General features: G+C 44.8%; 21 protein-coding genes and 2 tRNA genes. 14 read left to right on the top strand and 9 right to left on the bottom strand.

The window, feature by feature from the left end; all coding sequences use genetic code 11:
* The first annotated feature begins 37 nt into the window (after window positions 1-37).
* The 3 genes from BFP72_RS00850 to BFP72_RS00840 all read left to right on the top strand — a co-directional run bounded on the left by BFP72_RS00850 (window position 38) and on the right by BFP72_RS00840 (window position 3,239).
* Complete coding sequence (locus BFP72_RS00850; protein WP_185123714.1) at window positions 38-1,813, top strand: chloride channel protein; 1,776 nt, start codon at window positions 38-40, stop codon at window positions 1,811-1,813.
* Between the two features lie 272 nt (window positions 1,814-2,085).
* Window positions 2,086-2,598: a redoxin family protein gene (locus BFP72_RS00845; RefSeq protein WP_221406451.1), complete on the top strand. Its 513-nt coding sequence runs from the start codon at window positions 2,086-2,088 to the stop codon at window positions 2,596-2,598.
* 11 nt (window positions 2,599-2,609) lie between these two features.
* Window positions 2,610-3,239 (top strand): thioredoxin family protein, encoded by a 630-nt coding sequence (locus tag BFP72_RS00840; RefSeq protein ID WP_099597296.1) that lies wholly within the window; start codon window positions 2,610-2,612, stop codon window positions 3,237-3,239.
* Here BFP72_RS00840 and BFP72_RS00835 read toward each other — a convergent pair.
* On the bottom strand, window positions 3,236-4,477 hold the full coding sequence (locus BFP72_RS00835; protein WP_369824000.1) for a M16 family metallopeptidase: 1,242 nt from the start codon (window positions 4,475-4,477) through the stop codon (window positions 3,236-3,238). The genes BFP72_RS00840 and BFP72_RS00835 overlap by 4 nt on opposite strands.
* A gap of 151 nt (window positions 4,478-4,628) precedes the next feature.
* On the opposite strand from BFP72_RS00835, the gene BFP72_RS00830 reads away from it, so the two are divergent.
* From BFP72_RS00830 to ytxJ, 3 genes are all read left to right on the top strand, one after another.
* Entirely contained in the window at window positions 4,629-6,608 is a 1,980-nt protein-coding gene (locus BFP72_RS00830) for a thiamine pyrophosphate-dependent enzyme (protein WP_099597295.1), read from the top strand.
* Between the two features lie 104 nt (window positions 6,609-6,712).
* The gene (locus tag BFP72_RS00825; protein ID WP_099597294.1) at window positions 6,713-8,137 is read left to right on the top strand and encodes a hypothetical protein; all 1,425 of its coding nucleotides are present in this window, start codon (window positions 6,713-6,715) and stop codon (window positions 8,135-8,137) included.
* Window positions 8,138-8,140: 3 nt separating this feature from the next.
* Window positions 8,141-8,494, top strand: a complete 354-nt coding sequence (ytxJ, locus tag BFP72_RS00820) for a bacillithiol system redox-active protein YtxJ (protein ID WP_099597293.1) — start codon at window positions 8,141-8,143, stop codon at window positions 8,492-8,494.
* Here ytxJ and BFP72_RS00815 read toward each other — a convergent pair.
* The 3 genes from BFP72_RS00815 to BFP72_RS00805 all read right to left on the bottom strand — a co-directional run bounded on the left by BFP72_RS00815 (window position 8,491) and on the right by BFP72_RS00805 (window position 10,788).
* Entirely contained in the window at window positions 8,491-9,096 is a 606-nt protein-coding gene (locus BFP72_RS00815; protein ID WP_099597292.1) for a hypothetical protein, read from the bottom strand. The two genes, ytxJ and BFP72_RS00815, sit on opposite strands and share 4 nt — an antisense overlap.
* Window positions 9,077-9,562, bottom strand: coding sequence for an RNA polymerase sigma factor (locus BFP72_RS00810; RefSeq protein WP_099597291.1), 486 nt, complete (start codon window positions 9,560-9,562; stop codon window positions 9,077-9,079). The genes BFP72_RS00815 and BFP72_RS00810 overlap by 20 nt, the downstream gene beginning before the upstream one ends.
* Before the next feature lie 62 nt (window positions 9,563-9,624).
* A complete protein-coding gene (locus BFP72_RS00805; RefSeq protein WP_099597290.1) occupies window positions 9,625-10,788 on the bottom strand; it encodes a hypothetical protein in 1,164 nt (387 codons plus the stop codon).
* A 117-nt stretch (window positions 10,789-10,905) separates the two neighbouring features.
* Between BFP72_RS00805 and BFP72_RS00800 the strand changes: the two genes are divergently transcribed.
* Both BFP72_RS00800 and BFP72_RS00795 read left to right on the top strand, forming a co-directional pair.
* Window positions 10,906-10,977: transfer RNA gene (locus tag BFP72_RS00800), tRNA-Glu, on the top strand.
* 42 nt (window positions 10,978-11,019) lie between these two features.
* A tRNA-Glu gene (locus BFP72_RS00795) sits at window positions 11,020-11,091 on the top strand.
* 172 nt (window positions 11,092-11,263) lie between these two features.
* Here BFP72_RS00795 and BFP72_RS00790 read toward each other — a convergent pair.
* Window positions 11,264-12,148 (bottom strand): transposase, encoded by an 885-nt coding sequence (locus BFP72_RS00790; RefSeq protein ID WP_221406537.1) that lies wholly within the window; start codon window positions 12,146-12,148, stop codon window positions 11,264-11,266.
* A gap of 80 nt (window positions 12,149-12,228) precedes the next feature.
* Window positions 12,229-12,570, bottom strand: coding sequence for a transposase (locus BFP72_RS00785; RefSeq protein WP_255397137.1), 342 nt, complete (start codon window positions 12,568-12,570; stop codon window positions 12,229-12,231).
* Between the two features lie 152 nt (window positions 12,571-12,722).
* Between BFP72_RS00785 and BFP72_RS00780 the strand changes: the two genes are divergently transcribed.
* From BFP72_RS00780 to BFP72_RS00765, 4 genes are all read left to right on the top strand, one after another.
* Entirely contained in the window at window positions 12,723-13,376 is a 654-nt protein-coding gene (locus BFP72_RS00780; RefSeq protein WP_099597287.1) for a DUF4230 domain-containing protein, read from the top strand.
* 134 nt (window positions 13,377-13,510) lie between these two features.
* The gene (locus BFP72_RS00775) at window positions 13,511-15,925 is read left to right on the top strand and encodes a TonB-dependent receptor domain-containing protein (RefSeq protein WP_221406450.1); all 2,415 of its coding nucleotides are present in this window, start codon (window positions 13,511-13,513) and stop codon (window positions 15,923-15,925) included.
* A gap of 20 nt (window positions 15,926-15,945) precedes the next feature.
* Window positions 15,946-17,307, top strand: coding sequence for a hypothetical protein (locus BFP72_RS00770; protein WP_099597286.1), 1,362 nt, complete (start codon window positions 15,946-15,948; stop codon window positions 17,305-17,307).
* Window positions 17,308-17,350: 43 nt separating this feature from the next.
* Complete coding sequence (locus BFP72_RS00765; protein WP_099597285.1) at window positions 17,351-18,553, top strand: PepSY domain-containing protein; 1,203 nt, start codon at window positions 17,351-17,353, stop codon at window positions 18,551-18,553.
* A gap of 38 nt (window positions 18,554-18,591) precedes the next feature.
* Here BFP72_RS00765 and BFP72_RS00760 read toward each other — a convergent pair whose 3' ends face one another.
* From BFP72_RS00760 to BFP72_RS00750, 3 genes are read right to left on the bottom strand one after another with little or no spacing between them, the layout of a single operon-like run.
* A complete protein-coding gene (locus tag BFP72_RS00760) occupies window positions 18,592-19,542 on the bottom strand; it encodes an HlyD family secretion protein (RefSeq protein WP_099597284.1) in 951 nt (316 codons plus the stop codon).
* Window positions 19,542-19,856: a DUF3302 domain-containing protein gene (locus BFP72_RS00755; protein ID WP_099597283.1), complete on the bottom strand. Its 315-nt coding sequence runs from the start codon at window positions 19,854-19,856 to the stop codon at window positions 19,542-19,544. The genes BFP72_RS00760 and BFP72_RS00755 overlap by 1 nt, the downstream gene beginning before the upstream one ends.
* 6 nt (window positions 19,857-19,862) lie before the next feature.
* The gene (locus BFP72_RS00750) at window positions 19,863-21,251 is read right to left on the bottom strand and encodes a TolC family protein (protein ID WP_143519890.1); all 1,389 of its coding nucleotides are present in this window, start codon (window positions 21,249-21,251) and stop codon (window positions 19,863-19,865) included.
* An 826-nt stretch (window positions 21,252-22,077) separates the two neighbouring features.
* Between BFP72_RS00750 and BFP72_RS00745 the strand changes: the two genes are divergently transcribed.
* Both BFP72_RS00745 and BFP72_RS00740 read left to right on the top strand, forming a co-directional pair.
* Entirely contained in the window at window positions 22,078-22,587 is a 510-nt protein-coding gene (locus tag BFP72_RS00745; protein ID WP_099597281.1) for a lactoylglutathione lyase family protein, read from the top strand.
* A 254-nt stretch (window positions 22,588-22,841) separates the two neighbouring features.
* The gene (locus BFP72_RS00740; RefSeq protein WP_099597280.1) at window positions 22,842-23,630 is read left to right on the top strand and encodes a DUF3050 domain-containing protein; all 789 of its coding nucleotides are present in this window, start codon (window positions 22,842-22,844) and stop codon (window positions 23,628-23,630) included.
* Window positions 23,631-23,716: the final 86 nt, after the last annotated feature.

The raw sequence follows: 23,716 nt of genomic DNA, 5'->3' as shown, positions 1-23,716 counted from the left end.
CTCAACGAGATGTTTAATAGTAATAATACCGTCAAGAATGATCTTTAGAGAGTTGCTCGTCAAATTTTTAGTCTGGAGACTAAAGTACATTAGCAGCAACAACTTCATCCTCATCCTGAGTGGCATAGTGGGCTTGGTTTCAGGATTTGCAGCCGTCACACTCAAGAGCAGCGTCCATTTCATCCAGCACACCTTGGCCGAGTACAAGGACAACAGTGGATTTGATTTTCTCTATATGATATATCCGATCATTGGGATCTTCCTTACTGTATTGGTCTCCAAATACATTCTAAAAGTAAAAACAGGGCACGGCATTACTCAAATTTTGTTTTACATCTCGAGACGCTCCAGCATCGTAAAACGCACAATGACCTACACGCGCATGATCACCAGTGCCATCACTGTCGGATTTGGTGGATCAGTAGGGCTAGAGGCCCCCATTGTCGTGACTGGGTCTGCCATTGGCTCGAACCTCGGACGCCTCACTCATCTCAACTATAAAAAGCGAACGCTCTTGATAGCCTGCGGAGCCTCTGGAGCCATTGCAGCTATCTTCAACTCTCCGATCGCAGGAGTCATTTTTGCTATTGAGGTCATTTTGACAGACGTCACTATCAACAAATTCATACCTATACTCATCTCTTCTGTCGTCGGGTCACTGGTCTCCTATACCTTGCTCGGCAGGGAACTCATGTTTTCATTCAAACTGTCCAATGCCTTTCACCCGGAACACGTGCACTACTACATTCTCCTAGGAGTAGCCTGTGGAATCATATCTGTGCATTTTACCAGGCTCACGTATCTCGTCGAAAACGCCATCGAGAAAGTCAAAAATGACCTCAATAGGGCCTTGCTAGGTGGAATAGGCCTAGCACTCATCATATTGGCTTTCCCTCCCATCTATGGAGAAGGCTATGACATCATCCTCCAACTCCTCAGCGGAAATGACAAAGCCATCTTTGATAACAGCCTCATCTATGGTCAATCAGACAAAACGCTCATTGTCATTGGACTATTGTTTGCCATCTTGATCATCAAACCCATCGCTTCTGCCCTTACAATAGGTGCTGGAGGTAGCGGAGGGATTTTTGCTCCTTCGCTGTTTATGGGAGGAATCGGCGGATACATGTTTGCGCGTACGATCAACTACATCTTCCCAGTCACCATCGACACGAGTCACTTCACCCTCGTCGGGATGTGTGGCGTCATGAGTGGTGTACTGCATGCTCCGTTGACTGCCATCTTCTTGATCGCTGAGATCACAGGAGGCTATGGACTGTTCGTCCCGTTGATGCTCGTCTCTGCGATATCCTTCACGACGATCAGCTATTTTGAGCCTTACTCACTCTACACCAAACCTCTCATCGAAAAAGGAGATTATGTACAATATGACAAAGACAAACAGGTCCTCAGTCAGATGAACATGCGCAAGCTCATCGAGTCTGACTTGCTCAGCATCAAGTTTGATGAAACCTTAGAAGACCTGATCAAGCTCGTCAAAAAATCCAAAAGAAATATTTTCCCCGTTTTGAATTACGAAGGCGGACTAGAAGGCATCGTCACGCTTGATGACATTCGTGACCGCATGTTTGACTCAGAAAAGCGTAAAGAAATCATCATCAAGCAAGTCATGCAACTACCTCCTGCAGAAGTAGGTCCAGACGACTCAATGGAAGAGGTCATGAACAAGTTTGAAATCACACAAGCATGGAATCTACCTGTCATCGAAAACGGAAAATACCTCGGATTCCTGTCCAAATCGAGAATTTTCAATGCCTACCGCACCCGATTGATCTCTCAAAACAAAGATTAATAAAAATATAACTATTTCAATATTTTTATTAACCCATAAACAGATCAATCTTTTTTATCCACAAACACTTATTCTAACCCAACAGAATAACAGAGCTATACACATCATAAACAGACAACACAAACAAACATGTGGATAACTATTCATTTTGTGGATAAATATTAAAATTCCAAAAAACAGAACTATACCTAGATAACACTCTAGTTTGCAATATTTTTCCTGTCAAATAACCGCATTGAATCTAATGCAAAGGAATTATCTTTAGAGCACTTATGAAATCACCACACGCTAACTACAAGAAAACCATTGGCTTAACTTTCGCCCTCCTGCTATGGATGGGAATTCATATGGCGACAGCCCAAGAAATCCAAGTCATAAAATACGAAGAACTCAACCAGATCATCCAAAAACAAGACGGCAAGACTCGAGTCATCAATTTTTGGGCAACTTGGTGCGCTCCCTGCGTCAAAGAGCTCCCTCAATTCGAAGCATTATACGAAAAGTACAAAAACAAAAACACGGAAGTAATTCTAGTCAGCATGGATTTTGCCGACCAGCTTGATGCAAAAGTCAAGAAATTTGCTGCGAAGAAAAACTTAAAATCAACACTCTACCTACTTGACGAAACAGATTATAATTCGTTTATTGACAAAATTGATCCAGCATGGAGTGGAGCCATCCCCGCCACGCTAATGATCCGAAGCAAAACAAACACTAGAATATTTATAGAAAAAGAATTCAAAGAAGGCGAACTTGAAAAAGTCTACCTCAACTTCATCAATTAAACAAAACGATCATGAAACACCTGTTCCTTTTCAAACCACTTACACTGGTCACCTTGTTGTTGATCTTGACCAGCTATACCTCAATTCCATCTGGTGACGGATACAACATCGGAGATACTGTAGGCGAAATCAAACTCAAGAACGTAGACGGATCCATCATCTCCACGTCGGACTACAAAAACGCGAAGGGCTTCATCGTGGTATTCACATGCAATACCTGCCCCTACTCTAAGTTGTACGAGACTCGAATCAACGATTTGAATCTGAAATTCGCAGACAAAGGCTACCCAGTCCTGGCGATCAATTCCAACGACAAAACGGTACAACCTGGGGACTCCTTTGAAGAAATGGTCAAACTGGCCCAAAAGAGTAATTATTCTTTCCCATACCTGTATGACGAATCGCAAGAAATGGCCAAAGCATACGGTGCTACGAAAACACCACATGTGTTTGTTCTCCACAAAGAGAACCAGGCCATGGTTGTAAAATACATCGGTGCAGTAGACAACAATGCACGCAGTGCAACAAATGCAAATCAGTTCTACGTAGAAGATGCAGTCAACAGCCTACTCGAAGGAAAGCCCATCAAAACCACCACCACCAAAGCCATCGGATGTACCATCAAGTGGAAAGAGGCTTAAGCCTTACCCTTTGCATGATAATACAATGTTGAACAATTGATTTTGTTCAACATTTTTTTTGCATTGGCAATCACCCCTTCTTCGGTCACAGCATTGATCTTGATTAGTTCTTGATCCATCAAATCTGTATCTCCTAGCATCGTAAAGTAGGCTAGGTTGATTGCCCTATTGAGTAGCTCTACCTCTGAAAAAACATGGGAAGATTCGGCTTGCATTTTCACCCTATCAAGCTCTCCCTCTACGAGTCCCTCCTCTATCAGACGATCAAACTCTCTCTGCAGAGCCTCCTCCACTGCATCAAAGGACACTCCACTTTTGAGTTTGCCTGATATCACCAGCAAGCCCGTATCTGTCGAACCTGTGATACTCGCACTGACGGAGCTCAATAGAGCCTGCTCTTTGATCAGTGCCTGATACAAGCGAGACGAGTTGCCTCTACCCAAAATATCCCCCAACATATCGGTTGTATGATACATCGAGCCCAATTTGCCATCCATATGATAGCACTTATAAAAAACATCGAGGGGCACATCTCCTTCGATATGCAAGATGCGCTCTTCGGTCTGTATCGGCTCTTGGGGCAAATCTCTATGGTACGCTTCCCCTGCCGGAATCGGCCCAAACCACTTCTCACTCAAAGTCTTGACCTGAGTATACGTCACATCTCCTGCGACCACCAAAACGGCATTGTTTGGAATATAATACTTATAAAAAAACGCCTTGACATCCTCCATCGTCGCGTGCTCGATATGTGCAATCTCTTTGCCGATGGTCGCCCAACGATACGGATGCTTCTGATACACAAGAGGCCGTAGCTTGAGCCACGCATCGCCATAGGGTTGGTTGAGATAGCGCTGATTAAACTCCTCGATCACCACTTTGCGCTGCACTTCGAGCACCTCTGGATCAAACGACAGGGCATTCATCCGGTCTGACTCCAGCCAAAAAGCAGTCTCCAGATTATTGGAAGGAATGGTCACATAATAATTGGTCATATCCGGGCTCGTGAAAGCATTGTTGTTGCCCCCTACTTTCTGCAGCGGCTCGTCAAAGGATGAAATATTTTCTGATCCTCCAAACATCAAATGCTCAAACAAATGAGCAAACCCAGTCTTCTCAGGATCTTCGTCTCGCGACCCCACGTCATACATCAGATTCAACACTGCGACTTTCGTCGAATGATCTTCGTGTACGATGACCTTCAACCCATTGTCCAATACAAAACTTTGATATTCCATAATCCTCTTTATTCGCCACAAAAATATAATCCTAATCGGGTATTCAATGCACTTCTCTATTTTATGATAAAATCTCTGCGAAAAGGAGTGTAGTAAGGGATCGTCATTAGATTTGCTTTCGATTTCCCAATCACAGTCCACACTATACTAGATGAAATTCGACACCAAAGACCTAAGTTCGGCCGATCTACTGGCATTTTATCGAGCACTACTACTACCCCGACTGATCGAAGAAAAAATGTTGATTCTCCTGCGACAAGGCAAAATCAGTAAATGGTTTTCGGGCTATGGACAAGAAGCCATTTCGGTCGGAGCGACACTCGCGATGCAATCCGACGAATACATTCTACCCATGCACCGAAACTTAGGCATCTTCACCACGCGAGAAGTCCCTCTAGACCGACTATTTGCTCAGTTTCAAGGCAAGTCCAGTGGCTTCACCAAAGGCCGGGACCGTTCCTTTCATTTTGGCTCCCAAGCCCATCATCTCGTAGGCATGATCTCACACCTCGGGCCTCAAATGGGAGTCGCCGATGGTATAGCGCTAGCGCACAAACTCCGCAACCAACAAAAAGCAACACTAGTCATCACAGGAGATGGAGGGGCCAGCGAAGGAGATTTTCACGAAGCAGTCAATCTTGCGGCTGTTTGGCAACTCCCCGTCATTTTTTTGATCGAAAACAACTGTTGGGGCCTCTCCACACCAAGCCACGAACAGTTTAACTTTGACTCCTTCACACTCAAAGGCCCTGGCTATGGGATACAGACTAGACAAGTCGATGGCAACAACCTACTTGAGGTCTACCACACCATCGAGGAAGCCGCAAAGACCGCACGTCATCAATCTCAGCCCATCTTGGTCGAATGCATGACCTTTAGAATCCGAGGACACGAAGAAGCAAGTGGAACAAAATACTACCCCAAAGGACTCATCGACAAATGGACCTCCAAAGACCCCATCGATAACTATGAAAGTTTTTTGCTGGGACAAGGCCTGATGACTGCAAAACAGGTCGAAGAAATCAAAACGGAACTCAACGACAAAATCACCCTCGCGCTACAACAAAGCAACGCCGAAGCACCCGTCACAGCCGACACAAAAGTAGAAGAGCAAGACCTCTACGCTCCTTACAAACAAAAAATCACCCTACCCAAATCCAGACGAAAAAACACGCTCCGTTTCGTAGATGCGCTTTCCGAAGGATTAGAACAAGCCCTAGAGCGTCACCCAGAGCTCGTGCTCATGGGGCAAGATATCGCCGAATATGGTGGGGTATTTAAGGTCACAGAAGGATTTGCTGAGCGATTTGGTAAAGAACGCATTCGCAATACCCCCATCTCTGAATCGGCAGTGATCGGATCAGCTCTTGGACTATCCATACAAGGAATGAAAGCCATTGTCGAGATGCAATTTGCTGATTTCGTCACCTGTGGGTTCAATCAGATCGTCAACAACCTCGCCAAGAGTCACTACCGCTGGGACCAACCTGCCGATGTAGTCATCCGCATGCCCACAGGCGCAGGTGTCGGTGCGGGGCCTTTCCACTCTCAATCCAACGAGTCCTGGTTTTTCCATACACCTGGACTCAAAATCGTCTACCCCTCTACGCCGTATGACGCCAAAGGGCTCCTCCATGCAGCGATAGAGGATCCAAACCCCTATCTCTATTTTGAACACAAGGCACTCTATCGCTCGCAGACACAAAACGTACCTCAAGACTACTACACTGTAGAGGTAGGAAAAGCACGCTACGTGACGCGCGGCGAAGATCTCACCGTCATCACGTACGGCATGGGTGTACACTGGGCCATCGACACTTTGACAGAGTTAGAGACCATTGACGCGGAGATCGTAGACCTACGCACCCTGCTCCCATGGGACCAAGAGACCGTACGGATTTCGGTCAACAAGACCAACAAAGTACTCATCCTCCATGAAGACACCTTGACAGGAGGAATAGGCGCGGAAATCGCCGCATGGATCAGCGAGCATTGTTTCGAGTCATTGGATGCGCCCGTGATGCGCGAAGCAAGCCTCGACACACCCGTACCCTTTGCAAAGCCACTAGAGGACAACTATCTACCCAAACTTCGTCTCAAACAAAAGCTACTTGATCTTCACCGGTACTGACATTCCGCTACATCTGGACGACATAGGTCAGCAGAGTCCTATTTTTTCCCAGTAGGGTTAAAATAATTTACTAACTTTCCGTTCTGTTATAGGGTGTAATATTTATGAATAAACGCAATTTCCTCTTGTTGGGCATAGGATTGATGATAGTCATGCTATCCACAGAGGTGAGTTATGCCCAGTTGCTCGAGGACCGAAACAAACTCAAAACAGCAAAAAGCAAGCGTCAGGGATTTTCTCCTTTCAAAAAACACATCAAAAAATCCTCCGGAAAAGGTAAGCCATCGGTCGCCAAAGCACCAAAAACAAGAACCAGCACCAACATGGCTGGCTCCAACAAACCCACCCGCATCAATCCAAAATACAGCCAACCCTCGCGATCCAAATCCAAGTACTCCGTACACCCCCGCTATTCGCAAAACAACGCTGGGCAAGCGGGCCACAAAACCAAAGTTTCCCCACGATACAGCCAAAGCAATCCAGGCAGATCAGGACGAGTGACAAAAGTCTCCCCGCGCTTTTCGCAAAACAATGCTGGACAAGCGGGCCACAAAGTCAACGTCAACCCTCGCTTCTCCCAAGCTCAACCAGGCAGATCAGGCAAAAAACAAAAAATCAACCCTCGATACAGCCAAGAAATGGCTGGGCAGGTTGGTCACAAATGGAAGGTCAACCCGAGGTTTTCTCAGGCAGAGCCTGGCCGTTCGGGTAAGAAGACCAAGATTTCTCCTAGGTTTTCGCAAGAGAATGCAGGACAAGTGGGGCACAAATGGAACGTCAACCCAAGATTCACTCAAGACAAAGCGGGAAGCTACCCACAGAAAAAACAGGAAAGTCCTCGCTTTACACAAGAGAATGCAGGACAAGTGGGACATAAATGGAACGTCAATCCAAGATTCAGTCAGACCAATGCAGGACAATTTGGCGAAGACAAAAAAATCAAGCCTCGCTTCTCCAAAGAAAATGCTGGAGAAATGGGACATCACTCAAGGGTCAGACCCCGCTATACACGAAACAACGCGGGAGACGTCGGCGTGCATAAAGTACGACCGAGATATTCTATACCTCCATCCTACGTCAAAGACCCCGCGAGCAATTACAAAATTGGATTTCTCTCATCAATCAATGTCATGATCGACAAAGCGAAATACAAGAAGCAATTTGAACAAGACTATGAAGGCCCCAAGGTAACCCCTGTACCCACTCGATCGCAAAACATCGCCAAGCACAACCAAAACATCCGGAGCTATCAAAAATATAGCAACCGAACACTACGAGAGTCCCCCAACTATCAAATTGCGAACTATACCGTCAAAGTCAAACATCAAAAAAAGCCGGATGACCTACACCCGAGTGCACGCTATCTCTCTGCCAAAAATGACAGTAATCACACGGTCCGAGAATCCAAACGGAAAATAAATGTCGCTTGGGTCCGCATGTTTGGGAACCAAACACAACCCGACGCAGTTAAGGACAAAGTCAATAAGGCTAAGTTTGATAAGGACGAAAAGGACATTTGGAATAATTGAAACATGAACTGGAAAACACTCTCCTCTACCGATCAACTCTCCGAACTCATCGCTGCATCACACACTCATCCTGTGATGATCATGAAGCACAGCACACGATGCAGTATCAGCAGCATGGCACTCAACCGTATCGAGCGTGCTTGGAACGAGGAAGAAGCAACCCCATTGACTCCCTACTACCTTGACTTGATCGCTCACAGAGATGTATCCAATGCCATCGCCGAACAACTCGGAGTGATGCACCAATCTCCACAGATCATAGTCATATCGCAGGGCAAAGCAGTATACGACAACTCCCATATGGGCATATCTTACAACGACATCATCAAAGTTGCCAAAGACCAAACCCTCACTTAACCCTCCACTTCGTCTCGGTTGAGGGACTCGACCATTTCTTTGATTTGGCGGCCCTTTTTGCCATACATGTGCTGAAACATGAAATAGGCAAACACCATACTCGAGACGATCACTACTGCTCCCCACGCCCACTTCCACCAGTTGTCTTCGACAAAAACAGAAGTATACTTATCGTTTTGGGTATAACCGATGTAGAACCCAAAAGCAAAAGCAGCCATCCCTACCACAACCAGAGTAATTTTGAAGTGCTTAAAAAAGCGACAAATACTCTTATGTACCTCATTGAGGTAGCGCACGACATCTTGATCGATGATTTTTTGATCCAACTCACGAATCAGTGCTCGATAATAGAAAAAGAAAAGCAAGTTGAAGGTGAGCATAATAGCAGCCATCACCCACATCTGAGTGTAGCCTAAATAAATACACACCGCAGTGAGCACAACCAGGTTGAGCCACTTCTCGATGCGGAGGTTTTTGACAAACCGAGAGATGATGTTTTGAGGGCGCTGACGAATAATAGACTCAATAGCCTCCACAGAATACCCCGCCTCTTCGGTCTCATTTCCTTTTTTCCAAATTTGCTTAATATCCAGTTCTTCCATCGATAATCTGCTTTAATTGGTTTTTCACACGGTTTACTTTGGCCCCTACATTGGTCACTGTGATACCGAGAATCTCGGCCATTTCTTTGTAACTCTTCTCCTCCAAATACAGAAGAATAATTGCGCGATCTGATTCTTTGAGAAGTTTGATCGCTGTATAAAGCATGCTGAGTTGCTCCTCTTCAACGGTATCCTTCTCCTCTATCTGCTCGGGTACAAATTCGCGGGTCTCGACGACTACCTTTTTCTTGATGCGCAATTGTGACAGGCATACATTGAGACAGACACGATATACCCAAGTCGAAAGTTTGGACGCACCCCGAAACGAATCGAAAGACCTCCAAAGTTGAATCACACACTCTTGGTAATAATCATTGAAATCCTCGGACGTATCGGTATAGATTCGACAGACTTTGGCTATGATCCTATGGTGCTCGTTCAAAAAAGGCTGGAAATCCGACTTCATTCAATTTTTCAATTCATGGAGTTAGTGGTAGGACTGTCGCGGTTTATTACAATCCTATCCTACTATTTGATAGGCATACGCTCAAACGGCTTATTTCTATCGAAAAGATAGCGGTACGTATGGTGTGTTTTGCCAATATCGCCCCCAATCTGCTTAACCACCAGTATCATCTTGCGATTGAAATCTCCGATCCAGTTCATCTCCAAAACCGGATACCGTTTGTAATCCTGCTGCACCATCTTGGCAGTCGCCATGACGAGTGCACCGTCCAGACCTTTGCCCTGATGAGCAGGCACTACGCCAAACACTAACCCAAGCATCTTTTTGTTGGTCTTCCGCATCTTGTGCCAAACGAACTTGAGTTTACCTAACCAGTTGAGTTTACCATTGACATGCTTGAAAATCTGGTTCACCTCTGGGAGATTGACATAAAAGGCCACTGGCTCCTCCTTATAGTAAGCAAACCAAATGATCTTCTCATCCAAGATAGGTTTCATCTGTTTCATGATCGCCGCAGATTCTTCACGAGTCATCTCTACCACACCATCGTGATGCGCCCAAGCTTGGTTGTATACCCGTCTAAAATCCTCCGCATACTTGCCCAAGTGCTTGATTCGCAAATGCTCGAAGCGATAATCAGGATCTTGATTCAAGATGTCTGCCTTGTGCTGTATCCTGGGATGGAAGGGATCAAATGTATTGCGAATGAACGTAAACTGCTTGAAATACACCTCAAAACCATACCCCTCAAACAACTCACGATAATAGGGCAATTGATAATTGCACTGGTAATTGGGTTCTATATCGTACCCATCGACGAGCAATCCCCACCATTTGTCTCGATCACCGAAATTGATCGGTCCATCCATAGCCTCCATACCTATCTCGGTCAGCCAGGCCTTCGCTGCGCCAAAAAGCATGTTGGCAGCCTGCTGGTCATTGATACACTCAAAGAATCCACAACCGCCTGTAGGCTGGTCATTGTCTTTGGTGGCCGTCTTGTTGTTGACAAATGCCGCAATACGTCCAATCGTCTCTCCCTCCTCTTGCAGCACCCAGCGCACACACTCTCCATGCGCAAAAGTTGGGTTTTTTTGACGATCAAACACCCAGCGCATATCCTTGTCCAAAGGCCTAATCCAAAAAGGATTGTCTCGGTACAGCTCCACCGGATAGAGCATAAATTCCTTTTCCAAAACAGGAGTATTGACTTCAATCAAGTTCATGGTTTAAACTTAGTACAGAGCGGTGGATTGAAAAAAAATTACAGAATATTTAAAAAAGTTAAAACCCACATTTGCAAAATAGAAAAGGAAATCTATCTTTGCAGTCCATTACAAAATGGTCCGTTCGTCTAGGGGTTAGGACGCCAGGTTTTCATCCTGGTAACAGGGGTTCGATTCCCCTACGGACTACAAAAAGCGGTTTTCAAATGCCGCTCTTTTTATGCGAGTAATGGTCCGTTCGTCTAGGGGTTAGGACGCCAGGTTTTCATCCTGGTAACAGGGGTTCGATTCCCCTACGGACTACTTCAGAAGCCACTCATACGAGTGGCTTTTTTCGTTTCGCCTCTACCTATACAGACTTTTCACTCGGCCCCCGAATTTCTTGGAGGCTGATCCAAGATCACTTCGTCATGTATGATTCATTGTTCGACATTGTTTCTTAGGATCAGTCTGTAAACTTGGGGGATTGAAAAAATCACGCATAAATTTTAGATAGTCTGTAGAGGAAAAATTCTACGTTTTGAACACCTCTGAATTGAGATCTAAAGGCCTTGATCTTGGCATTGAAAGATTCTGCTGACGCATTGGTACTTCGATGATCAAAGAAATTGAGAATACTCTGATAGTGGTTTTGTATTGTTCTGGCCACTGTGTTGAAGGACTTGAAGCCTGCCTTTTCTACCTTGTCATACCACTGTGCCAAACGAGTGAATGCAACTCCTTTGAGGTTGCTACTTTGATAAATGTAAGCGAGTTCTCTTGAGAGTTTGTAGGCTTTTTCCAGTGAAGGATAGCGTTTGAAGAGTATCTCTGCACGGTGGACTTGTGAGACAGTCCAGTTGTGTTCGCTTTTGAAAAGCAAGTACCTGCTTCTAGCCAAAAGCTGCTTCTCTGTATCGCCATTTTCGAGTCGATGGGCAACATAAGACTTACCTGCTTCACGACTCAATTCAATTTCTTTATTTTCCTGATCGATGGCTTCCCATCTGTAAGCAATGCGCATTTCTTGTACCGCATCATAGGCCAATTTTTGAACATGAAAGCGGTCTGTTACTAACTGGGCTTTTGGAAAGCTGCGTCTAACTATTTTTTCCATGCTAGCAGCCATATCCAGTGTGACTTCTTGGACTTTGCGCCTTAAAGTACTGTCAACTTGCTTCAATACCGCGTTTACTTGCTCACTATCAGTTCCTTTGACCAAAGCAACTAAGCTACCTTTCCTTCCTTTTGCTGCTTTATTGGTCACAATTGTATAAAGCTCTCCTTGTGAGAGAGCAGTCTCATCAATACTTAAATGAGTGCCCATGTTTTCGGGGAACAATATCCAATCAGAAGCGTGCTCCCGTTGAGACCATTGCATGAAATTGCTCAAACAGAAGACATATTGGTGTTCGAGTTGTTTACTATTGAGATGAAATAGATCGGCAACCAGCTTGCAGCTTATAGGCTTGGAATCCAGGAGTTCCGTTTTAAAAAAAGCGCGAATTCCTCTGTCATCCGCGTACCTGTTGCTACCATTTTCCAATCCCTGCTTACATTTTTGCCAGTATCCTCATTGAGCCACTTCCTACGCTTGATCTTAAGATAGCAGGGCTTGCCGCGAAGAGGAAAATCTTGAATGGAAACCTCATCAAAGAATCCTTTGGAGGTCAATTTATCTCCTTTGAACTGCTGAGGGTGGATATTCTTCTCTTCCAAATAAATGAAATACGTTTTGTCCTTTAGCCTCATGGACACTACTTCGAAATAATCCAACATACCCTCAGGTAATAATAGACTCAATAACTCCTTTTCCAATGCTTTTTTCTAGCAAAGAAAATTAATTATGACTTATTGACCCCCAGAAATACAGACTGATCCGAAATACAAACTGACCAGAGAGTCGCTGCTGTTCCAATGGCCCGTTATTCGAGAATAATACCTAATTTGAAGCCATGATCAAACTATTGCGCAGCATACTCCTTGTCTTGCCTTGGCTACTACTCGTTGGCGTCATTTCATGGATGTGGGTCGACGAAAAATTCTTCACCTCCGACCACAGCACACCTCAAGAGATTCATCAATCCAGCATCTTGACACGCTCCGAACAGATCGGCAAACTAGAATTGGTCAAATACAATTTCCAAGAAATCACAGAGATCAAACAAGTAGCAGACTACATCGACCTCAAGCTCTTCAAATACAAACCCGTCCCCGACTCCAAGGCAGTCCTCATCAGTCGCGGCATTGCAGTGGGCTGCATCGACTTGTCCAAAATCACCAAAAAACAAATCACCCTCCTCGATGACACACTCTACATCAAACTGCCGACCCCAGAACTTTGTCATTTCAAAATCGACCTAGAAAAATCTCGTATATATGACTTGCAAATCGACTACATGAATAGCGCAGACCGTGCACTGTTTATGGAACGACTCTACCAAGAAGCCGAATCGAGCATTCGCCGCTCCGCCATGGACATGGGCATCCTAGATCAGACTCGTGAAAATGCCCAAGACCTCCTCGTCCCTCTCTTCGAAGGATTGACTGGCAAAAAAGTCATTGTTACTTTTTCACTTCCTCCCTCCTTCCTCGAAAAAACACCTTGATACCTCCCGTCAAATGGGTATACACCCTCCAAAACCACATCCTTAAGTAATTTTTCACTACTAGTAGTGATTGACAAGTGCAATCTTCCGAGGTATGTTTGCGGCTCGTTATTTTTAACAAGTCTAAATAACCATTGAAAAACAATCTCCTCCTCATACTAGCCATGCTGGCTCTAGGGCTCACCTCGCATACTGCTCGGGCTCAAAACGGCAAACTGCATGGCACGGTCGTTGACCAAAACAACATTCCAATACCTGGAGTGAGTGTAAGAGTAGGAACAACAGCAAAAGGTGCAGCAACGGATATTGATGGTAATTTCCTAATCGAAGGTCTAAAAGCAGGCTCCCATGCTTTCCATATCAGTGGACTAGGGTACAAAAAGCAAATCATCCAACAACACATCTCCGACAATCAAAAGGTCAAACTCAACATCCAGATGCAAGAGGATGCTACGGAAATGGACGAAGTAGTGGTCTATGGAAAATCCGAAGCTACAGTCATAGAGGAAAAAGGATTTGCTGTCAATGTGATCGAAACAAAAGAAGCTAGTCTAAGAAACATTCAAACCAACGAATTGTTAAACACGACCGTGGGTGTTAAAATCCGCCAAAATGGTGGTTTAGGCTCTGATGTTAGCTATAGTCTCAACGGATTGTCCGGGAGTGCAGTGCGGATTTTTATCGATGGCATTCCCATCTCTACCTATGGCAGTTCATTCAACCTCAACAGTATTCCGCCATCCATGATTAAGAATATTGAAGTATATAAAGGCGTAGTTCCTGGACACTTGGCTGACGATGCTTTGGGTGGTGCGATCAATATAGTCCTGCACAAAGAAACCAAAACCAATTTCAACGCTTCGGTTTCTTACGGGTCGTTCAACACCTTCCAAGCCAGTGTCAATGGCTTGTACCGTTTTGAAGAATCTGGACTAACCGTCAAAGCCTCTCTTTTCTATAATTACTCCGACAATGACTATGAGGTTTCAGGCAGAAGCGTGGTAGTCACAGGCATAGGTGGCGTGCAAACACCCGTCACAGCCAAAAGATTTAATGATGCATATAGATCCACTGGAGGAATGGTACAAATAGGCTATACCAATGTAAAATGGGCTGACCAGGCTTTCATTGGCTTTACAGGGTCTAGTGATTACAAAGAGATCCAACATGGTGCTTTTATGACCATTACACCCTATAAGGATCGATTCATGGAATCAGACGCTATGCTGGCCAACCTCACTTACCAAAAGAAAGACTTTCTTGTGAAAGGTCTGGACATAAATGCCCATGGCCTATACGGCAAACGAAATCGCAACCTTAGTGATACAGTCGCTTGGGCATATAGCTGGAATGGAGAAAGAGCCGTTGATTTTAGAGGCGATGAATACAAGTACACTTGGGGTTCTCAACAAGAAGGGGCTCCTACCTTGGCAAAAATAAAAAGAAACGTAGCTTCCATTAGAACAGGATTGTCCTACACCATCAACAGCCATCACAAAATTTTGTTAAACCATGTATACAGCGGTATTGACAGGGAAGATAGTGATGCTTTACGATCCGTTTTGGAAAACACATTCAAAGGAACAAGGGATCTGCATAAAAATATAATTTCAGCAACCTACGAATTCAATACCTTTAATGACAAGCTAAAAACCAATGTGTTTGGAAAATACTACCAACAAAAAACGGTAAACATAGACCCTGAGGTTAATGAAGACACCCATGAAATAGAAGATGATGTTACAAGTGCCCATACAAAAGACCAAGGCTATGGTGTAACTATTTCCTACGCCATCCTTCCAAATATCATACTATTAACCTCTGCAGAAAAAGCGATCAGGTTGCCCAATGAAAGTGAAGTGTTTGGTGATGATGGTGACAATGTAGTCGCCAACCCCAGTATCAGACCTGAGCTGAGCAACAACTATAATCTAGGCTTTAGGTTTGGAACATTTACTATCAACAGACATGACTTTACGATTTCCACCAATCTCTTTACAAGAAACATCAAAGACAGAATTGGTTTGCCTATTGAAACATCTTTGAATGTCAACGACGAAACCATCTTGTACGAAAACCAGGGCAATGGAACATCCAAAGGAGTAGAGGCACAATTGGAGTACAAATACAACAACAATTTTGGACTCAATTTCAATGTTTCTCACTTCGAATTGAAAGTAATCAACAGAGGTGTAGAAATAGATGTGCCCAATACGCCCTTCTTTACCATGAATGGCAGTATGCGCTATTCGATAAAAGATTTAATCCAAAAAAACGCGCGGCTAAACCTTTTCTACACCATGTACTTTACCGATGAATTTTCATACTTGGTACCTCAAGGGGCCAATACTGTAGGAGATGACTTTTTCAAAATCCCCATGCAATTGGCGCAAGATTTCGGGATGAGTTATGTCTTCCCAAGCAACCAACTTGTGGCGAGTTTTGACATCAAAAACATATTTGACAAACCCGTATACGACAACCTGTCTGTGCAAAAGCCAGGTAGAGCCTTTTATCTAAAAATAAATTACAGAATCAATAAATTTTAACTCTATTAATACATCTACATATGAAACGAAGCTTTTTGAATTATAAAACGTTGAGCTCCATTGCACTGCTAACAGTTGGGCTAACGACAGCTTGTACTACAGACGACAATGGCGTTGATCCAGAACCAGAACCAACTGAATCTAGATGGATCACTGTAGCGGCAGCAAGAATGGGAGACAATCCTGGTGACGGTAACGGAGGGACATTGATTTACTCGCTAAGCAGTGAAGAAGCCAAAGACCCTACGGTATCTATAGCTCCTTTTGACAATGGATTCATTGTGCCATCTAACCGAACAGCCAGATTACAGTCTTCAGAAGACGGTAGCACCATGTTTAACATCAGCTATGCTGGTGATACAGGTGGAAACTACACGAAATACACGGTTGAAGGTGGACAAAACTTCACTCAAACGGGTACTGAAGTAAGCATTGCTCCCTATGTAGGCTCTGCGCCAAGATGGATTAAGTTGTTCGATGGGGACAAAACAGGGTCTGCCGTATATGTATCCACCGAACACCAGTTTGATGACAATGGCACACCAGATGATGCTACCGATGACACCTACCTTCGCACGGAGGCTACCATGGGTGTAGTGACTTTGGATTTGGTAAATTCTTTGATCACCGGGTTCGAGGAAAACTCTGTAGCTTTAAGTGAAGACGAAGAAGCAAACGGCTACTATATTTCAAGAATAGACATGCCTACCTTGAATGCTGCTGGTGACAAACTATACATTGGCGCACGCTTGAGCAAAGTAGACCCTGCCACAGGAGAGTCCGATAGCGATTACGAAATATTGGGATCAAAAACTATTGTACTAGATTATCCTTCTTTGTTGAACCCAACGGTCATTTCATCTGGAGTAGGATACGGCAACACGAATGGTTACCGCAGCATCAATTCTTTCGAATACAACGGAGATGTGTACCAGGCGAACCAAGGAGACCCAAATGGTTCTCACATCTTGAAAATTGGCGCAAACAACCAATACGACGATTCTTATGTGTTTAGTTTGGACGATGCTTTAGGTATAGATGAGGCTTATATCTTAGCTTGGAGACCTGCTGCCAATGGAAAAGCCGTAGTGGCGTACCGAGATGCTAGTTCTGCTGAAGGTGTGGCTGGAGCACAAGGATTCTTTGCTTTGGTAGATCTAAACACTAAAACAGCTGAAAAAATTGAAGACATCCCTTACGAAGCAGACTTTTACTTGTTCCAGTACCAAGGCTTTGTAGTAGACGGAACGGAGATTTACCTCACTCAAGCTCCTGTAGGGAAAAACGGAAACATATACGTCGTAGAGACTGAAACGGGTGATGTAACCAAAGGTGCAGAACTAGTCAACGTCGACGGTAGTCACTACATCGGTGTATTTTAAGAAGTAAAACAAGTATCAAAAAGACCACAAACAGCATCAGATCATGACGAAAGGCCAAAACACCCCTTGGAAGAAGACGAGAAAGTTTTTCAACGACATTCATTTGTGGTTGGGTATAGGTGCTGGTCTGGTTCTGTTCGTGGTATGTCTCACGGGTACGATCTACACCTTTTATCATGAGATCGAGGAGACTATCAACGCTGACATTTACCAAGTAGAGGTTCCACAAGGAGCCTCTACTTTACTTTTAAAAGACTTGGTATCTAGCGTCGAAAAAACCGTAGAGGAGGGAAAAGCCTCGTCGATCAGCATCCCTGCTGATCCAGAAAAAGCCTACGCCATCTCTGTACGAAAGGAAGGGGAACGCCGCGGCACCAACTACCTAATCAACCCCTACACAGGAACAGTACAAGGTACTAGCAAAACTGCTTCGAGCGAATTTTTCATGGTCGTATTTAGACTGCATCGCTGGTTGATGCTAGACACTGAGATCGGTCGTCCGATTGTCGGCTGGTCTACCGTCATCTTTGCTCTGCTCACACTCACAGGTCTGATCATCTGGATACCCCAAAAAGTAAAGGCATGGAAGCAAGGCTTGAAAATCAAATGGTCAGCCAGCTGGAAGCGGGTCAATCACGACCTTCACAATGCCCTTGGTTTTTACTCCGCTTTTATCCTGCTGATCATGTCACTGACAGGACTCTACTGGTCATTTGACTGGTACCGAGATGGGCTCTATGCTACCTTCAGTGTAGAACGACCTACGCGTGGACCTAGAGGTGGTGATGAGAAGAAAAAAGAAAAGCAACCGCTACAACAAGTCACGACTTTAACCTTAGAAGACTACCTACAAGTAGCCCACGCCGAGCTAAACTACCAAGGTGACACGAGAATCAACCTACCTACTGACAACAAGCCTACTGTCTCCATCGCCAAGTCCAAAGTAGGGTTCTTTGCCGTATCGGGCAGAGATGAATTGACCCTTGACAAAATGACCGCAGCGGTGAAGAAAAAGGAACTGTTCTCCGACGAACCGCTCAATCACCAAATCATGCATTCGATCCGGTCGATACATACAGGTGAGATATTCGGCACCTTCTCTAAGATCATCTACTTCATCTCTTGTTTGATTGCGACCTCACTCCCTGTGACGGGCACGATCATCTGGATCAACAAACTCAAAAAGAAACGAGCCAGAGGAAAGAAAAAGCTACCTCTCACCAAAGCGGAACCTGCTTTGGCATAAACCTCAAGAAGCCCTTGTAAAACAATCCAAACAAAGGATCACTCCCCTACCAGGTAGTTCATCCATCCCTTCATACGCAGGAGTACCTTGCGTATGATACTGACAGGCTCTAGGTATTCGGAGTAGACAGCCATTTGTGCCTTGGCACCTCCAGGGACGAAATACTCCTGCATCTCCTCATCCAGCTCGATGAGCAAAGGCACAGCCCCTTGCCCATGACTCGTATCGAAATCATACATCGTCCCGAAGGCCTGCAACTCTCCCTGTGCAATATACTCCCCCATTTCGATGACTTTTCCCGAAAAAATCCGTCCCGGCACGGCATCAAATATCACTTCCGCTTCATTGCCCACTTTCACGCGCTGCAAAGGATTTTGCGGAAACGCCCCCACAATGAACCCCTGACTCGTATTGACGATGGTCATCAACGGCCGCAAAGGAAACTGCACCGCCCGCATGCCTTTGACCAGCCTATTTTGCGTCACATAGCCATCCGTAGCTGCCACGACCACACAGGCCTGAAGGTTGTATTTCTGCTCACGGATCTGTGACTCATACAGCTCTACCTGCGACTGATAGGTCTCCACATCAAACTTGGTCCCTGCACTCACCGACGCCAATTGGCGAGACTCCTTGAGTCGGATACGTGCCAGTTTGACCTGTGCATACAGCGCAAGCACCCTACTGCGATAGATCTCGTCATCGAGGGTAAACAAGGTATCCCCCTTGCGTACCGACTGACCACCTCCCTTGACATAGACACTGTCCACGCGCCCACTCACCTCTGTGATGACTGGCGTAGAGACGAAATACACCCGCGCATTGTGTGTGAAGGGATGGTTGTAGTTCATCAAGCCAATGAGCACCCCGATCATAATAGCTCCTCCCAAAATAGCCGTCGTGATGGTCCATTTGTTGACAGGTACTTTGAAGACCTTAAAAATCAACCAGCACAGAGTACCGTATAGTGCAGCAAGTATCGTTTCCATTATTTTTTCTTTAGGGATTCTACTTCTCGGCGAAGTTCTTCGATTTCCTTTTTCAAGTCGTCGGTTTGGGTTTTGTTGGGGATGAGATTGGAACCATCATCCGTATACAAGTAAGCCCAAATCCAAAGCAACGGCCAAATCGCGTGCATGAGTATCAGGCTCACCCATCCCGCCATATGGATCGCCTCTTGGTGAGGATGATTTCGCTTCTTGGCTATCTGATAGGGAATATCATGAATATAAATGACCACATACACCAATGTGATGGCGATCAGAATCATGAAACAAAGGGCAAGAATATTGAGTCCGTCCATGCGAGATTAGTTTGTAAGGGCACCGCCCAAGGATAAATACAATTGAATACGTACGAGATAGTTCATCAACTTCAGGTTCACTACATCCAGCTCCGCACTCAAATATTGAGATTGCATGAGCAATACATCGAAAAGATCAATACGACCCACGCTATACTGATCCAGTGCGATCTGATACACGTTTTTGTAGTCTTCGGCTGCCTCCTTGGCAAAGGCCAAACGCTCCGCCAAGAGTTGTGCGGCATTGAGGCTGGTTTCGACCTCATTGTAGGCCTGTAGCACCAAACTACCGTAGTTGGCCACCAGTTGCTGCTGCTGTGCATCCAACTGCTCCACCTGCGCGCGGATGGATTTACCGTTGAGTATAGGGCCTAGCAGAGACGCCACTGGTGTAATGAAAAGACCGTCTGCTGTAGACAGACCTGGAGTCAAGGTCAAGGTCAACGAAGGATATTTTGCCAGTTCGGCCTGTTCTCTGAGGTAAAACACCTGTCGCACTTGGTGCTCCAGCGCCCTCACATCTGGCCGCCTACTGAGCAGACTATACGGATCGGACAACTGTACCTCCCCATGCAGATCATCGGGACGCCACGAAACCTCTAGGTTCTTGGCAGGATATCTACCCAGGATTACTTCGAGCTGACGAATGGATTCTTGCAACGTATTTTCGGTGTTTTTGACGATGCTGTTGATTTCATTGAGTTTGGCCTGAGCCATATAGACCTCCTTTTGGTCGATGATACCTACAGACTCCCTTTTTTTGAGTATTTCTATGATATCCTGATTGAGTGCGATGAACTCGTATCCCAAATCCAACAGATCATATTGCGCCCCAATCGTGAAGTAACTCGCCGATACATCCGCGGCGATAGACATCCTCGTGTAGGCCAACTGGTGTGTCTCAGCCACTACGTTTTCTTGTGCCGCTTCGATGCCTGCGGCGATTTTGCCCCAGAGGTCTGCCTCCCAGGATATGGCTAGCCCTACGCCTGCGTTTTGCGAATAGCCGTTGTCCGAGGTATAGGATCCAGCGTATCCCGCTCCATAATCCATGTACACAGCACGCCCCGCACGCGCGAGTTGTACCCCGGACTCACTCGCCCTAATCCGCGCCAGACGATAGACCACTCCTGGATTGGCCGAGTCCAGGGCTTCTGTGATGTAGCCATTGAGCCGCTCGTCATCAAACTCACGGTACCAATCCTCGCTTACATCTTGGGTGGTAGTGGCATCTGCCGTCCAGTGATCTGGGATCAAGGTGTTGGGTGGCAAAGCAGATTCGGCGATCTGCTCCGTCGACGGAGGATCCTTGTACAACTTGCAGTTGGTGAGCCCAACAGTCAGCAGCAGCATAGACACTGCCACCCTCGTTTGGTATATGTATGGATGGATCAAGTAAAAGTCGGTCTAGTTTAGATTTTCTAAGATAAGATTACGTTATTTTTTAAGATAAACCAAGCCAGAAACGACCCAAACCAATGAATCTTTTGCCCTAAACCAAAGTAGACCTGTGTGCTGATCCAATCCCTCCCTACCCCGTCGGTGCAAACATTGGCGTGTACCCTATAGTACAAAGACAAAACAACCAAAGCAACAAGACTTGATTGGAGTCCATGCCAATTAACCACGCCAAGATTAAGGTTTGATATAGGTCCAGAGGTTGCAGTTGAGCATGTACTCCTAAAGTTGAATGATTTGCGACCGAAACATGTCGTTGATGAAATCATCCATGGATAATACCTGATTTGTGCGGGAAACTAGCCCCACCGTATGGCTCAGGAATCAATAATAGTATAACGAGGAGTGAACATTCGGATCAGTAGCATTTCTCTCCTCAACGTAACGGCTAAACAAGCGGTATCGGGCTCCCCAAATGCAGGCATTCCGGGAACAATAAGTGCAGTAGACATACGGCTGGTTTTGAGGGAAGGCTACAGGAATCACCCTATAGTCAGGGGGTAAAGACATAGGCATGAGACAATGGGTGAAGAAGAAAAGTTAACAAATAAACTTGCTAGAAAACCTTGAAATCAGTATTCCCAAAGCGTAAGACAATAAAATCGCGTGCACTTGTTGCTAACCTTGATCGTGGAGGGTTCGTTGTTTTTCAACCCAACAACCGAAGAGGTTGACCGCATCAAACAATTACCAAAACTAACTCCATGAATCGGGCGTATACACCTCTTGGCCAAAATAGGCATTTACTAACACACAAATCATCATGAAAGAAACCCAATATCCAAGAACCTTTTCACACATAGGTATCACCGTCCCAGATATTCACAAAGCCGTGAAGTTTTACGAAGAAGTGATGGGGTGGTATGTCATTATGCCACCGTCAAAAGTATTGAAAGAAACAGATACTGCTATAGGCCAAATGTGTATTGACGTATTTGGAAAAGATTGGGAGGAGTTTGAGATTGCCCACTTGTCCACCTCCGACGGGATCGGGGTAGAGTTGTTTTCATTTCCGCATGGCATCAAAGAAGCCCCAGAATTCAACCCTTTCCATACCGGACTGTTCCACTTCTGTGTCCAGGATCCAAACATCGAAGATCTTACGAACAAAATCGTGGAATACGGCGGAAAACAACGAATGCCCATCAGGGAGTACTACCCCAATGAGAAGCCATACAAAATGGTATATGTAGAAGACCCCTTCGGGATCGTTTTCGAGATTTATACACACAGCTACGAACTCACATACTCGTCGGGCGCATACCAAAAATAAATCCCAGACTGACAACATACACCACTCCATTCTTTTTCAAGACTGAAGAAGGCATTGCTGCAGAAAATAGAGCAGTGCAAGTAGTCCGAAGCCTTCATATCTTCGGGCTACTATCCAAGGTTTTGGAAGTATTGAAAGGCCTTCAATAAAAATGAAATATTGCCCCATACAACTGATATTAAATTAGGAATTTTGCTTTCAACAAACAGAGCATCACTCTTTAGTCACAGATACTATCTGTAAAAAAATACAGGATGAATAGAATACAACATATAGAAAATGAAATCTCAGAGTTGAGAGATCAACTACAAAACCATGAACTTTACACAAACCTAAGAACCTTAGGTGACATCAGAATTTTCATGGAAAATCATGTATTTGCTGTTTGGGATTTTATGTCCCTTTTAAAATCCCTGCAAATAGAATTGACCAATGTTCAAATTCCTTGGACTCCTCCTAAAAAACCAACTCTTTCAAGATTCATAAATGAAATCGTACACGGGGAAGAAAGCGACATCAATGAAATAGGAGAACCTAAGAGTCATTTTGAAATGTATTTGGATGCTCTGATGCAAGCCAACGGAAGCACTTCTGAGATTCAACATTTCATCCAACTGGTTGAATCTGGAAATCCACTTGAATATGCTTTGAACCAAATCAATATTGATGAAAGAGTAGCTGATTTTGTCATGTTTTCTTTTTCAATCATTGATACACACCAAGCCCATCTAATAGCCTCTGCATTTACATTTGGGCGAGAGGATGTCATCCCTGATATGTTTATTGAAATACTCAAAAATGCCGATGCTGAAAACAAATCTTACAATAAACTAAAATATTACCTTGAAAGACACATAGAATTGGACGGAGATGAGCACGGACCATTGTCTCTCAAAATGATTGCAGAACTATGCGGTAATGACGAACAAAAGTGGAACGAAACTTTAGCAGTCGCTAAACAATCCTTACAAAAGAGAATTTCACTTTGGAATGCTATCAATGATTTGATCAAAAAAGAAAGACCTGCACACAACATGGTATGACAGACTACTACCCCGCTAGATGAAAGAAATAGCCTGTTCACTACTTTGATTCTTTTATCAAACGACACATACAAACCCTACACAAG

The organism is Reichenbachiella sp. 5M10 (assembly GCF_002742335.1).
Taxonomy (GTDB): domain Bacteria; phylum Bacteroidota; class Bacteroidia; order Cytophagales; family Cyclobacteriaceae; genus Reichenbachiella.
This window is presented reverse-complemented; position numbering and strand designations above follow the sequence as displayed.